Source organism: Pseudomonas sp. Irchel s3f19 (genome assembly GCF_900187555.1).
Lineage (GTDB): Bacteria > Pseudomonadota > Gammaproteobacteria > Pseudomonadales > Pseudomonadaceae > Aquipseudomonas > Aquipseudomonas capeferrum.
Map to the genome: position 1 here is coordinate 224,649 of NZ_FYDW01000001.1, position 14,230 is coordinate 238,878.

Consider the following 14,230-nt stretch of genomic DNA (forward strand, 5'->3'; position numbering starts at 1 on the left):
ACCCCGCAGGCGCTCAGGCTGCATCACGGTCTGAAGGGAAGTCTACTGGTGGCTGACCCAATACACGGCGGTAACGACCACCAGCACGATCAAGCACAGAATCGCCCAGGCATCGACACTGCTGTCAGCTTTGCGGACCTTGGTTGAGTTTCCCATTGCATTGCCTCTTGTAGTGGTTATGGGAATGCACTTCACCCAAAGCAGTAAAGACGAGCAATGCCCTTCCCTCAAGCAGGGTTTTTCGTTAGTCGCGGCCAGGCAGATCAATAGTCCACAGGGGAAGTCAGGAAGGGATACTGAAAATCGGATGGACGGCCTTCAGCGCTGTAGCGTCGAAAGTCGATGCCGTAGTCGTCACGTCCGAGCAGCTTGAGCCAGCGTCGGGCCTTGTCCGGGTCAATCGACTGCAGCACCGGCACACTGTGCTCACGCCGCCCGTCCCGATTGATCGGCAGCCCCTGCGCATCGTCATTGAGCATGACCATGGCCCAACCACCCAAGGTGAAATGCCCGCCCATGAGCACGCCCAGACGCCCGTCGATGCGCGCACGCAGCGCTTGCGGCGAGCTGTTGACGGCGCTGAATACCGCATCCCGCCCCGGTATTCGCCCGGCAGCCTCGAACGCCTGCATGGCGCCGAAGGCCATCTCGTCGTTGGCCGACCACACCAGGCGTGTGCCCGGGTAGCGCTGCAACAGCAGTTGCGCCTGCTCGAATGCACGCTGCCGGTTCCAGCCGCCATACACCACCTGGCGCAAGCGCACCTGGGGGAAGTCGGCCAAGGCGCGGCGCATGCCCGCTTCACGCAGCTGCGAGGCGGGGGTGGTCTTGACCCCGGCAAACGCCACGAGGTCCACCGGCTCGTTGCTCGGCGGCAGCAGGGCGACCATCTCGTGCAGCATCTGGTAACCGGCTTGCTCGTCGTTGGTGATCAACGTGCCCAGTACCTGGGCATACTTCTCGGGCTGGGCCTCGATGCTCTGCGCCTGGCTGGCGGTCAGGCCGTTATTGACCAGAAACAGCTTGACCCCGGTGCCCTGGGACAGCCGGATGATTTCCGGCGCCACGTACTGCTCGTTGACCAGCACCAGGTAGTCCGGGCGCTGCGGGCCTTTGAGCAGCGCCCGTGCCTGGTTCAGCGCACGTTCGGCGCTGCGTTCGCTGTATTCCACCCGCAGCGTCAGGCCCAGGTCGTCGGCCGCCGCCTGCATGAAGCGCGAATAGCCAACCCAGAATGTCTCGTTCGAAAGGCCCGGGTTAAGGAACACGACTGAAGCAGCCTGCGCATTGGCTGCCAACGGCAGGCTCAGGCACAAGCTTTGGCAGAGCGCCTTGAGCATGCGGTTACACCCCTTGCAACAAACCCGCGAGTATAAACCTACGACCCGCGTTGACGAACAAATGCCAGTCAGTCTCACTTAGTTCGTTTGGTTCTTTTCATATGCAAAAACATCACTTTAGCGCATAAACACACTCTGATATCGTTTCCCAGCTCCGAACCGGAGTGCGCGGCCGTGCGCGCGAATAGCTGCATGCAGCCTGAGACAGGACTTTTATGTACGTATACGACGAGTACGATCAGCGGATCATCGAGGACCGCGTCAAGCAGTTCCGTGATCAGACCCGCCGCTACCTGGCCGGTGAGCTGAGCGAAGAAGAATTCCGCCCTCTGCGCCTGCAGAACGGCCTGTATATCCAACGTTTCGCGCCGATGCTGCGCGTCGCCGTGCCTTATGGCCAGCTGAACGCCCGCCAGGTCCGCACACTGGCCAAGATCGCTCGCGACTACGACAAGGGCTACGCCCACATTTCCACCCGCCAGAACGTGCAGTACAACTGGCCGGCGCTGGAAGACATCCCGGACATCCTTGCCGAGCTGGCCACCGTGCAGATGCACGCGATCCAGACCAGCGGCAACTGCCTGCGCAACACCACCACCGACCAGTTCGCCGGTGTCGCCGCAGATGAGCTGATCGACCCGCGCCCGTGGTGCGAGATCGTCCGTCAGTGGACCACCTTCCACCCGGAATTCGCCTACCTGCCGCGCAAGTTCAAGATTGCCATCAACGGCTCGAAGGAAGACCGCGCTGCCATCGAAGTGCACGATATCGGCCTGGAGCCGGTGCGCAACGAAGCCGGCGAGCTTGGCTTCCGCGTGCTGGTGGGCGGCGGCCTGGGCCGTACCCCGGTGGTCGGCTCGTTCATCAACGAGTTCCTGCCCTGGCAGGACCTGATCAGCTACCTGGACGCCATCCTGCGCGTGTACAACCGTTACGGTCGCCGTGACAACAAGTACAAGGCGCGGATCAAGATTCTGGTCAAGGCGCTGACGCCTGAAGTGTTCGCCGAAAAGGTCGAGGCCGAAATGGTCCACCTGCGTGGCGGCAGCAGCACCCTGACCGAAGATGAAGTCCAGCGCGTGTCGCGCCACTTCGTCGACCCGGACTACCTGGCCCTCGACAACGTCGATTACAGTGCCCTGGACGCCGAATACCCAGGTTTCGCTCGCTGGCGCTCGCGCAACACCCGCGCCCACAAGCGCCCTGGCTACGTGGCCGTGACCTTGTCGCTGAAGCCCACCGGCGTTGCCCCTGGCGACCTGACCGACAAGCAGCTGGACGCCGTGGCGGACCTCGCCGAGCGCTACAGCTTTGGCTTCCTGCGCACCTCGCACGAGCAGAACATCATCCTCGCCGACGTCGAGCAGCGCCAGCTGCACGCCCTGTGGCAGGAGCTGCGTGAAGGTGGCTTCGCCACGCCGAACATCGGCCTGTTGACCGACATCATCTGCTGCCCGGGGGGTGACTACTGCTCGCTGGCCAACGCCAAGTCGATCCCGATCGCCGAATCCATCCAGCGCCGTTTCGACGACCTGGACTACCTGTTCGACATCGGCGAGATCGACCTCAACATCTCTGGCTGCATGAACGCCTGCGGCCACCACCACGTGGGCCACATCGGCATCCTCGGCGTGGACAAGAAAGGCGAGGAGTTCTACCAGGTGTCCCTGGGCGGCAACGCTGCGCGTGACGCGAGCCTGGGCAAGATCCTCGGCCCATCCTTCGCCCAGGACGCCATGGCCGACGTGATTGAAAAGCTGATCGCCGTGTACGTCGAACAACGTACCGAGGAAGAGCGCTTCATCGACACCTACCAGCGTATCGGCATCGACCCCTTCAAGGAACGCGTCTATGCAGCGAATCATTAAGAACAACCAGATCGTCGACGAAACCTGGCACCTGCTGCCCAAGGAAACCACCCTCGACGAGCTGAGCAACTGCGACGATTACATCGTCCCGCTGCAACTGTGGCGTGACCATGCCCACGTGCTCAAGGCCCGCGACGGCGGCCTGGGCGTGTGGCTGGACAGCGACGAGGAAGCGGAAGAGATCGGCGAGGACGTGCAGCACTTCCAGGTCATCGCTCTGAACTTCCCGGCCTTCACTGATGGGCGCAACTACTCCAACGCGCGCCTGCTGCGTGACCGCTACCAGTTCAAAGGCGAGCTGCGCGCCATCGGCGACGTTCTGCGCGACCAGCTGTTCTTCATGGCCCGTTGCGGTTTCGATGCGTTTGCCATCCGTGCCGACAAGGACCCGGAAGATGCACTGGAAGGTCTGAAAGACTTCTCGGTGACCTATCAGGGCGCCACCGATCAACCGCTGCCGCTGTTCCGCCGCCGCTGACCGCTGCAAGGACGGCCCACCACCCGGCGGGCCGTACCCTTTCTTTTACCGCAACCCACGCAACACCGCTTTTCAGCCTCTACGGCCCCGGGGTTTCCTGCTCGCAGTGGCTTGCTGCTGCTCTAGCGCCCTGGCCCATTCGGCCTGCACCCGTGCCAGCGCCTCGCGTATTCGCTGCATGACCTCTTCGTTCAGCTGATTGTGTTCGAGATTGATCGTTTCCGGGTGGGCTTCGATCCAGTTCAACGCGTCCTCGCCAAGCGTCGCAATGCGGTTACCACGCAGGTCCACGACCAGGTCCGGGTAGCGCTGCATCAACGCCAGCGGAACACTGCGCAAGCCCGTTGCACGCAACGACACGTACTGCAGGTGAACGTTGTAGCGCAACTGAGGGGCCACACCCAACGGGTTTCCATCAAAGTCCAGGACTTCCAACCGGGAGAACCACTCCAGGCGCAACTGGCTTGCTGCATCGAGGGTTATCACATTGTCGTGCAGGTACAGCTGGGTCAGCCTGCCCAGATGATTCAAATGCTCCGGGACAGTGGCAAAGCGGTTCGCGCCAAGGTTGAGAATATTCAGTTGGGCAAGGTTGCCAAGGCTGCTGGGCACACTGCTCAGCAGGTTACCGCTCAACTGCAGGTTCTCTAGGCTTGCCAACTGCCCGATGCGCTCATCGAGTACGTTGAGCCGATTGAACGAAAGGTCCAGGCTGGCCAGTTGGGCCAACTGCTCGACTCCGGCCGGCAGTTGCTCCAGGTGGTTGCCACTGAGGTCCAGATCGGTCAGGAGGGTCAGGTGCTGCAACCCTGTCACCGTCTCAAGCAGATTTCCGCCAAGGTCCAAGCTGCGCAACTGCGGCAGGTGTTGCAGCCCGCCAAGCTCGGTCAGTCGGTTGCCAGACAGCTGCAAGACCTCCAGATTGGGGAAATGACGCAGGAAATCAGGCTCGATGGTCGAAAGCTGATGATTGCCCAGAGACAAGGCTCGTAGCCGGTCGAACATGATGCCGCCGGGCAGCACTGGCAAAGAACTGATGGTCATTCCCGTGCGGGTTGTGCCCAGGGACGGCCCGTCTTCGCGATAATTCGACTGCCAGAACGTGCGCAGTACATCCGCGACATGGGACCGCGCTGCATGCTCTGGCTCGCCCGGCAAACCGCGCCATAGCGCCAGGCTTGTTTCAAGCCGCCTCGACAGGTGCGCAAACGCCCGGGTGCCAGGCCCCTGGGGAGGGTGGAGCCGATACCATGTCCAGTAACTGCCGCGGGCCAGTGTCAGCGTCAGTGCCTGCTCCTCCTCCCGGCGCTGTTCGGTGATGCGCGCCAACGCTTCTGGCGCCCCCTGATCGTGGCCTTGGTCTGCGGCAAGTGCGGCTTGTCGTTCAGCGTAGGCCTGACGGATGACGGCAAACTGATCGTCGTAAGCAACCCGAACGTGATCTTCCCAGAACGCCTGCTGCGCCAGGAACTGGCTGAGCGCCTCGGCCGTCTCGGCCTCGTACACAGCTGCTTCGGCCCCGACAAGATCATCTGGCGTCACATGCTCGATGTGCCTGAAACTCAAGTACGTCGGCTGGCCATAAATGCCCAACTGCTCTGCGAGCTGTGCCCGAAATGCCAGGTAGATCTCACTCGGGTTGAATGACACGGCGCGCAGACGCAGGCCGTCCATATGACGTGCAGCAAAGCGGTTCACCTGATCGAGCCTGAACAGTTCACGCCCAAGGCTACGCAGCTCACGCTCGATACGCCGGCCGTGCACCCCATCGGTACGCAATGCAACCTGCAACCTGATGATGAGGGCATCAAGGTCGACGTTGCTGCGAGGCACAGCCGCTTGCAGGAAAATTGCCTGTCGAATGTGAGCATGGTGGTACATGGCGCTTATCAACTCGCCTACCCGACGCCGCATCTCTGCGGGTTCAAGCGCAAACTTCTCGCTAGCCAGCAACGCATCGAGAAATGCGAAGAACCCGCCGCTGCCAGCCTCATGCTCTAGCGCCTGCCACTGGCTGCGATGCAGTGCCGCTTCGTGCTCGCTCACCCCTTCGAACCAGCGCTCACTGCTTCCTGCGCCCTGCTCGAGTGGTACTGCAGGCGCCCCCAGCGCCAGCCGCTCGCGTGCTACTGCCGATAGCGGATTACCCAGCAAATGCACCCGTTCGGGGTTGGCGCGCAGCGCGTTCGCCTGCGCTTCGCTGATATCAACGATGAGGTTGTCGCGCAGATCAATCTGCCGAAGCTGCGTCAATGCGGCAGTTTCGGGTATCGATGCCAACCGGTTAGACGACAAATCCAGACGATGCACATTGGGAAAGCGGGCGAGAAAAGCCGAGTCGACACTTGTCAGATCCAGGCTACGCAGGGTAAGCGTGGTCACATGATCAAAACGCACCGTTTCTGGCAGTTCCGGCAGGGTGCCCAGGCGCGTGCCTTCCAACGTCAGTGCTGGATGCCCTTCAACATCGTGCACGCGTCGTTGCCAGGCATGACGAATCCGCCGTGCCATACGCACCCGTCTGAGCAACTGGATCGGCCCGGACGATTGTCGCCGCCACAGGCCCAATGCCTGATCCAGGGCACGCAGCTCTTCACACAGGCGCAGGTAGTAGTTCCAAGGGGTCAGCCCAAGCGCGCGGGCGTCTTGCGCGAAGCGTGCCATCGTACTTGAGTCAATGTCGGGGAACAGCCGTTGGATACCGCGCCGCAACGCACGATCGCTGCTCTCGCCACGCCCGCTCAGCGGGTAGCCCAGGCGACCATCGCCGAGCCGTACCGGTGGCCTGAAACCACGCCCGATCGGCGCCATGCCCAACAGCGCTGCGGCATGATCGCGCTGCTCACCGGCCCACAGCGACAGCGCCTCAGCCAGCGCCTCAGGTGAGTCGCCAGCGTTACCCAACGCCCGCTTCTGCCAAGGGTCAAGTTGCAGCAACAGGGCCTGGAACAAAGAGTCTTCGGCCGTTGCCGATGGCAGTGGGATACCGTGCGCATCCAACGCCTGATAGCCATGGGCAGTTCTGACTACGCTACGGACTTCACTAGCCTCTTGCGCACCGGCCCAGGCAGACCGTGCGCCCAAGTGCGTATCGCCGCGCACCTCGATACGCACGCCGCGCCAAGGAGCACGGTCAGCGATCAGGCCCAGCGCCAGTTGCTCGGTATCACGATTGATCGCTGCGGCTTGCAGCAGCCCCGCGCAAGCGCGGTCCAGGCGCGTATCGCGCAAGTACCAGCGCGCGTGCTCGGCCAAGGCCAGCGGTACACGCTGGTGTGCCTGCAACTGCTCGACCAGGTCTTCACCAGCGTGTGCGATGATCTCCCGCGCGCCCAGCACCGACAACCCGGGGAAATCCCGACGCAGCAGGGTTTCGGCCTCGGACGGCCAGGGCTGCTGCGCCAGCAACTGCAGCTCGAAGCCCTCGCCTTGCAGCCCTGGCAACTGCGTGTGCAACTGTTGCCGCTGCAGCGCATCCAACACGCGGGCCGGGGGCGAGGCGTGTTCCACATGCAATCGGCGCAACAGGTCTTCATTGAGCCCTGTGGCCCGCATCACGTTATGTATGGCCTGCTCGTCGAGGTTCGCCCAATCTGCAGCGAGGTCCTTGAACAGCTGAACACTGCCGTGCCATTCATGTGGGGTCTCAAGTTCATGCTGCCAGCCACCGGCATCGTTGCCTTCAAGCAACGGTGCGTAGGCATTGCTGCGCGTGGGGTGCCGGATACGGCGCTGCTGGGTTTCGCCGTCTGCTGAGGTCACATGGCTGGCCAGGGGGGTACGCACCACTTCTGCGCCTTGCACCGTGACCACCGTGCCGACGGTGCCTTGGTGTTGAACGGCATACCCTGGCAAGTCGAGGTCGCACAACTTCACCGTGCCATCAACCGCATGCACCGGCACCAACGTTTCGACCCGTACGTTACGCGCCAGCCGGTGCGATGCTGCGCCTGCACCAGCATTCACAGCGGTCATGGCCACGGTTTCTGCAACCGCATACACATGTTCCAGAGCGCCCTGGCGATCCCCCAGTTGCCAATCGGCATAACCCTCGTAGACCTCATCCGCCACCTGCAGCGCAGTGATGCCCAGCAGCGGCAAAGCCAGCACGGGCAGCGCGAAACTTGCCAGGCCCAACGCATCAAGGGCAAAACTCAGGTAGAAATGCAGGCGCCTGTCGCGTACCTGCGCATCCACTTCTGCAGTGGGCACGCCGTGCACCTTGGCGTTGTCCAGCAGGGTGTCGATCTGCTGCGTGCGCAAATGCTCGAACAGCGGCAGCTCGATTGCTTCATGACGCCCGTCAAGCTCGACCGGCACATCCCGGTCGGTGGCTTTCAGCGCGTTATCCAGGGCGCGCACGTAGGCTTGCAGGTCACGTGCACCGATGAACCGCTGAAAGAACTCGACGTACCCAGGCAAGCGAAACTGCTTGCCCAGGGTCAAGTACAAGGCATCCCAGGACGGGTACCAGGTCAAGGGGCCTTGAGGGTCATCGGGGATCCAGCACAATATCCCCTCGAATACCTCACCAGTGGCCTCCTGATGAGTGATTTCAAACGCCACCGCACCGCGTACCCGCTGACCGAATACCCGCAGTTGCATGGGCCGCAGCCCTGAAGCCGAAAACGCCTCGGATGAAAACAACGCAACCAGCGCAGCACAATGTTCATAAGCGTGCTGCGCAATTTCCCCGTTGACCAGCGATAACCGCAACGCCGCCTCCAGGTTTGCACGCAAGCCCTCCTCGATCAGTGCTTCGAGTTGACAACCGGCCTCCCCTGCTGGTGTCAGGTGCGCCTGGAGGTACGACTGGTACTGGCCCCCGAGGTCGAGCGAGCGGCACAGCCTGAAGAATGCCTTGGGAGCAAGCGAACAAGGCTGCCCGGTTGCATCCAGCACCGCGGTCCCCTGCATGATTGCGCTGGCGAATGTTTCGCCCTCGGTGAAGTTATGCAAGGCCGATTGCAGCAAGCTGTGTTCATAAACCTGTTCTTTGACCCCATCTGGCACGTGCGCAATGTGCGAGGGGAAGCGCTGCAAGGTTCTGCGTCGCAATCTGGCCTGACGCACATCGAGCGTCAGCTGATGCTGCGCTTGCAGTGCGTGTTCCAGCAATGGGGCGGCGAAGACGTCCAGCGGTGCGATCTGCGCCAGCAGGTCGTGCAGTAGCTGCTGTACCTGCTGTTGACGGCGCTGGCTTTCGTGTAACGCGTAAAGGGTATCGAGTGGGGCCTCGGTCAGCCAGGCAGGCAAGCGACTGGCAATCAAGGCATCTGTTGACGCTTCGGGAAATGGCGGGGTCTGCATCACAGGCTCCTTATGGCGAGAGCTGCGATTGCACCACTGCCAAGCGGGGGGCTGGCGGTAACTATTGCAAACCGCCCCACTGGCAGCGGCAGCCCTTGAATCAACCGTGCTGGCTTAGCGTGTCGAACTGCACCCGCGCGGCACGCCAACGTGCCAGCACCTGCTCATCAAGGGGATTGTTGTTGATGTTGAGCCGGTTCGGGTGCTGGCGAATCCAGATCAAGGCCCGCTCGCTCAATTCGACGATCAGATTATCGGCAAGGTCCACGTACAGCTGCGGATGATGCTCCAGAAAAGCCAATGGAAATTCCCTCAGGCCTGTCGAGCGCAGCGACAGATGGGCCAGGTGGTCGAGGTTACGCAGTGGCGGGATCATGCCGATCGGGTTGCCATTCAAGCTGAAGGTTCGCAACGCGCTGAACGCTTCCAGGCGTTGGCCGCCTGAGACATCGATGACGATCTGGTTATCGCCCAGGTACAGTTCGGTCAGCTGTCTCAGCCGTTCCAGGCCCTCGGGTATCGCGGTGAGCTGGTTGCCGCGCAAATTGAGGATTTTAAGGCTGGTCAGGTTACCAATGGCCGCCGGGACATTCACTAGCCTGTTCTCGGCCACGTGCAGCTGCAACAACCGGCTCAGCCCGCCTAACGCCTCCGGCAGTTGGTCAAGGCGATTGCCGGCAAGGTCAAACTTGGTCAACCCGACCATGCGCTCGACACCCGCAGGCAACGACGCGAACTGGTTATTGCTCAGGTTCAGATACTGTAGCCGGATCAACCTGTGAATCTGATCGGGAAGGCCAGACAACAGGTTGTCACTCAGGTCCAACTGAGTCAGCAGCGTCAGGCCCTCCACACCCTCAAGCGCAGTCAGCCGGTTGCGCCGCAGATCCAGACGGGTGAGTCTGGTTAGCGTTGCCAACCCAGGCACCTCACTGACCTCGTTGTCATTCAAGATCAGTTGCGTCAGCGACGACATATGCTGAACCCCATCGACGGTGGTCAAGCGGTTGTGCTGCAGGTCCAGGCTGATCAAACGGCGCAGGCCGCTCAAGCCAGGCACCGCAGTCAGTTTGTTGCCACTCAATCGCAGGCTCCGCAACTGGGTGAAACGGCCAAGGAAATCATCCTCCAGCGAGGTCAACCTGAGATTGCTCAAGCACAGTCGGTGCAGGTTCGCGAACTGGATATCAGCTGGCAGCAGGGGCAGGCCCTCGACTGGCTCATTGCGTACTACCAACTCCTCCACACCGCCGGGCCCATAGAAATCGGGCTCCCACGCCTCACGAATCAGTTGCCCGACGCGCTGGCGGCGATGGTAATTTTCCGGCGTGGCTTGCCCCCGCCAACCACGCAGGCTGAGGTCTAGCCGCTCGACCTGCCTGGCCAGGTCACTGAACGCTGTCCAGACCGTGCGGCCCGGCCTCTGCTCCAGCTGCATCGCCAACCACATCACATCCCTTGCCGAGCGGTGCGTGAACAACTGGTGCAGCCCAGTGCGAATGGACTGGCGGGCACGCAGGTCTGCCGTGGTGAATACCTGACCGCGCAGTGGGCGCGAGGCATCGCCACCACTCAGCGGGTAGCCCAGTCGACCATCGCCAAGGCGCACTGGCGGGCGTACAGCCCCCTCTGCCGGCGCCATGCCAAGCAACGTTGCCGCGCGCTCCCGTGGTTCGCCAGCGCGAATGGCCAAGGTATGGCCAAGCTGCTCAGCCGTAGCTACACCCTCGCCAAGCACCTGCTTCTGCGCCTCATCGAGGTGCCACCATAGCGCCTGGCAGAGGCTGTCATTTTCGCTCGCCGACGGCAGTGGCGCCCCCGACTCATGCAGAGCCTGGTAACCCTGGCCACGCCTGACGATGTACCTCACTTGGCTGGCATCCTGTGCACCGGACTGGGCGAGCAGATCGCCGTCCAGGCGCTCGCTGCGCAGCTCGACCCGCACGGTTTGCGGCCACGGTGCCGCCTCTGCGATCAGGCCCAGCGCCAACCGCTCGGTGTCAGCATTCACCGCTGCCGCCTGATAGAACCCTGCGCAGGCACGATCCAAGCGGCAATCACGCAACAGCCAGCGTGCTTCGGTGGCCAAGGCAAGCGGCACGCGTTGGCTGCTGTTCATGGCTTCGATCACTTCGGGCCCCGCACGCTGGGTGATCTCCCGCGCGCCACGCGGCGTCAGGCCGGGGAAGTCGCGCCTCAACACCCGCTCGGCGGGTTCTGCAGGGGCCTGCAGCCCACTCAGGTGCAGCTCGAAAGCGTCACCGTGCAACGCGGGATGCTGTGCATGCAACTGGTAGCGCTGCACAGCATCCTGCAACCGTGCAGGCGCTGGCGCATGCTCAAGGTGCAAGCGGCGCAGACGCGCTTCATCGAAGCCTGTAATGCGCATGACATGCTCGGCAGTCAGTGGCTCGAGCGCCGCCCAGGCACTGTTCAAGCGTTGCATCAGTTGCGTAGAACCCTGCCAATACTGTGGGGTTTCCAACTGATGGCGCCAACCGCCCTCGCCATTGCCGTCGAGCAACGGCGAGTAGGCCTGCGCCCTGCTGGGGTGGCGGATGCGCAAGCCCGCCCCTTTAGCATCCTCGACCACCTGGTAGGTCGCCAGGTGGGTACGCAAGCGCATCTGTCCCACCACCTCGGCCCGCTCGCCAACGGCCAGTCCTCCATCTGGCAGCGCGTAGCCTGGCAGAGCTGCATCGATCAGGCGCAACCCATGGTTTTCGGTCAACACCGGCATCAATGCGTCCACGTAGGCAGACCGTTCGATCAGGCGCCCTGCTACCAAACCGATCGACGCCAATGCCACCCCTGCGGCCAGGTTTTCGGCAACGCCCCACAGGTGATTCAGCGCGCCTTCCCGGTCCCCTAGCTGCCAGTCGGCATACCCTTCATAAACCTCATGGCTGGCCTGCACCGCAGCGATACCCAACAACGGCAGGCCAAGCACGGGGACGAACAGGCTGGCCAGCCCCAACAGGTCAAGACCTGCACTGGCATAGTCGCCCATGCGCCGCTCGCGCTCTGCCTGGTTGGCCTTGGCAGTGGGTGTGGCCAGCACGCACGCATCGTCAAGCAGCGTATCGATACGCACCTGGCGTACATGCTGAAACAGCTGCCCTTCGATCGCCTGGCTGCGGCCATCGAGCTGGACTGTCTGGCTGTTGGTATGGGTCTGCAACAAACGTTGCAGTGTCTGGCTGAAGGCGCACCGGTCGCGCTCGCTGACGAAGCGCTGAATGAAGGCAGGATAGCCATCCTGCCGGCACCTTTGGCCCAGGGCCTGCCACAGGTCATCCCAGCAATCATAACGTTGCAACGCACCATGAACATCATCCGGCACCCACAGCACCACCCCCTCGAGCGGTGCGCTCGGCAGCCCCTCCTGGCGCGCTTCGAACGCCACCATCCCGCGCATCAACTTGCCCAGCAGGCGCAGCTCGAAGGGCAGCAAACGGGTTGGGTCGGACGCCACCACGGCAACTTCCGCAATGACCGGCAGGCATTGCAAGTACGTGCGCTCATCGATTTCACCTTTGGCTGCCGCCAGGCGCACGTCGGCCTCCAGGTTGGCGCGGGCGCTTTCTTCGAGCAATGCGGCTACCTGCGTACCCGGCACGCCCGGCGCCAGCAGTATGGATTCAAGATGCCCCTGGTACTGCCCCCCGACATCCACGCTTCGGCATAGCGCAACGTAGGTTTGCGGGTCAAGCGCCTGCACCGTGCCTTCAGCGTCAACAATCACCTGGGTCTGCAGCGAGCCTGCGGGCGCGGCTTCCTGTTCGGCGAAGTTGTGCAGCGCAGCAACCAGCAACGTCACCTCGCTGACCTCGGTCTGCGACTGGCCCAACCCGCCAGGTACGGTAGACGAACCAGGAAGGATGGTGGTGCGCCGCAACTTCACCTGCCGCACATCAAGCCCAGGCACCTGTCGCTCGCTCAATGCCTGGTCAAGCAACGCCTCGGCGAAGGTATCCAACGGGGTAACGCGGGAAAACAGCGTCGCCAGCCTGTGCTGGGTGCGCTGTTGGTGCTGCAGGCTTGTCCGCAACTTGCCCAGCTGATCGAGTGAGGCCGTGCTGAGCCAGGTGGGTAATAGGCTGGCGATGAGGGTGTCGGTGAGATTGGGTTGCTGCGATGGCGTGGTCATGGGCGGCATTTTCCGGTTGGAGGTTCAGCCCGCAGCTAAACAGCGGTGCGCCGGGCAGCCGCACTACTTAAGTCAACCAGGGCGGCAATCGATGGATTGCCCGCGACTTGATCACGGTCACCCCCGCCATTCGTGACTACAAGTCAAATGACCTTCGCCCAGACCCGCCTTAATCATTTCACCTGAACCCCGCACACTGCTGCCCACTCGAACAGTCTCACTCAACAGGAGCACCTCCATGAGCATTCCCTCTTTCGGCCTGGGCACCTTCCGCCTTACCGGCCAAGCCGTCATCGACTCGGTCAGCTCGGCACTGCAACTGGGCTACCGCGCCATCGACACCGCACAGATCTACAAGAACGAAGCCGACGTGGGCCAGGCCATTGCCGAAAGCGGCGTGGCGCGCAGCGAGCTGTTCATCACCACCAAGATCTGGGTCGACAACTATGCAGCCGACAAACTGATCCCCAGCCTGCGCGAAAGCCTGGCCAAACTGCGCACCGACTATGTCGACCTGTTGCTGATCCACTGGCCCGCACCGGGCAATGGCATCGAGCTGCCCGAATACATGACTGCACTGGCTGAGGCCAAGGCGCTGGGCCTGACCCGCCAGATCGGTGTGTCCAACTTCAACATCGACCTGGCCCGCCAGGCCATCGAAGTGGTGGGCAAGGGCGAAATCGCCACCAACCAGATCGAGCTCAGCCCTTATCTGCAAAACAGCGCGCTGAGCGCTTTCCTCAAGGAACAGGGCATCACCGTCACCTCCTACATGACCCTGGCCTATGGCAAGGTCCTGAAGGACCCGCTGCTGGCCGAAATCGCCGCCAAGCACAAAGCCACCGTCGCGCAGGTCGCGCTGGCCTGGGCCCTGCAACTGGGTTATGCGGTAATCCCGTCCTCCACCAAGCGCGAAAACCTGGCCAGCAACCTGCTCGCCCGTGACCTGCACCTGGATACCGACGACATGGCGCGCATTGCCACCCTCGAGCGCAATGGCCGCGAAGTCAGCCCCGACGGCCTGGCGCCGCACTGGGACTGAGCCGGCTGAACCTGGGTTGCGTTACGGTGCCAGAACTCGATA

Annotated in this window: 6 protein-coding genes; 3 read left to right on the forward strand and 3 right to left on the reverse strand. The window is 62.5% G+C overall.

All coding sequences use genetic code 11. The features are described 5' to 3' along the window. Window positions 1-263: 263 nt before the first annotated feature. Window positions 264-1,340 (reverse strand): ABC transporter substrate-binding protein, encoded by a 1,077-nt coding sequence (locus tag CKW22_RS01050; protein WP_095063630.1) that lies wholly within the window; start codon window positions 1,338-1,340, stop codon window positions 264-266. A gap of 215 nt (window positions 1,341-1,555) precedes the next feature. Between CKW22_RS01050 and CKW22_RS01055 the strand changes: the two genes are divergently transcribed. After that, the gene (locus tag CKW22_RS01055; protein WP_047581084.1) at window positions 1,556-3,208 is read left to right on the forward strand and encodes a nitrite/sulfite reductase; all 1,653 of its coding nucleotides are present in this window, start codon (window positions 1,556-1,558) and stop codon (window positions 3,206-3,208) included. Then, entirely contained in the window at window positions 3,192-3,686 is a 495-nt protein-coding gene (locus CKW22_RS01060) for a DUF934 domain-containing protein (protein WP_033699021.1), read from the forward strand. The genes CKW22_RS01055 and CKW22_RS01060 overlap by 17 nt, the downstream gene beginning before the upstream one ends. 72 nt (window positions 3,687-3,758) lie before the next feature. Here the strand turns inward: CKW22_RS01060 and CKW22_RS01065 are convergent, their stop codons facing one another. Both CKW22_RS01065 and CKW22_RS01070 read right to left on the reverse strand, forming a co-directional pair. Then, a complete protein-coding gene (locus CKW22_RS01065) occupies window positions 3,759-8,996 on the reverse strand; it encodes an NEL-type E3 ubiquitin ligase domain-containing protein (protein WP_095063631.1) in 5,238 nt (1,745 codons plus the stop codon). Between the two features lie 100 nt (window positions 8,997-9,096). Further along, window positions 9,097-13,146, reverse strand: coding sequence for a leucine-rich repeat domain-containing protein (locus tag CKW22_RS01070; protein ID WP_160015145.1), 4,050 nt, complete (start codon window positions 13,144-13,146; stop codon window positions 9,097-9,099). A 238-nt stretch (window positions 13,147-13,384) separates the two neighbouring features. Here CKW22_RS01070 and dkgB point away from each other — a divergent pair, with 238 nt between their 5' ends. Continuing rightward, window positions 13,385-14,188, forward strand: coding sequence for a 2,5-didehydrogluconate reductase DkgB (dkgB, locus tag CKW22_RS01075; protein WP_033699024.1), 804 nt, complete (start codon window positions 13,385-13,387; stop codon window positions 14,186-14,188). The last annotated feature ends 42 nt before the right edge of the window (window positions 14,189-14,230 follow it).

Coding starts and splice junctions, on each gene's coding strand:
- dkgB (WP_033699024.1), top strand. CDS start 13,385: ATGAGCATTCCCTCTTTCGGCCTGGGCACCTTCCGCCTTACCGGCCAA.
- CKW22_RS01050 (WP_095063630.1), bottom strand. CDS start 1,340: ATGCTCAAGGCGCTCTGCCAAAGCTTGTGCCTGAGCCTGCCGTTGGCA.
- CKW22_RS01055 (WP_047581084.1), top strand. CDS start 1,556: ATGTACGTATACGACGAGTACGATCAGCGGATCATCGAGGACCGCGTC.
- CKW22_RS01060 (WP_033699021.1), top strand. CDS start 3,192: ATGCAGCGAATCATTAAGAACAACCAGATCGTCGACGAAACCTGGCAC.
- CKW22_RS01070 (WP_160015145.1), bottom strand. CDS start 13,146: ATGACCACGCCATCGCAGCAACCCAATCTCACCGACACCCTCATCGCC.
- CKW22_RS01065 (WP_095063631.1), bottom strand. CDS start 8,996: ATGCAGACCCCGCCATTTCCCGAAGCGTCAACAGATGCCTTGATTGCC.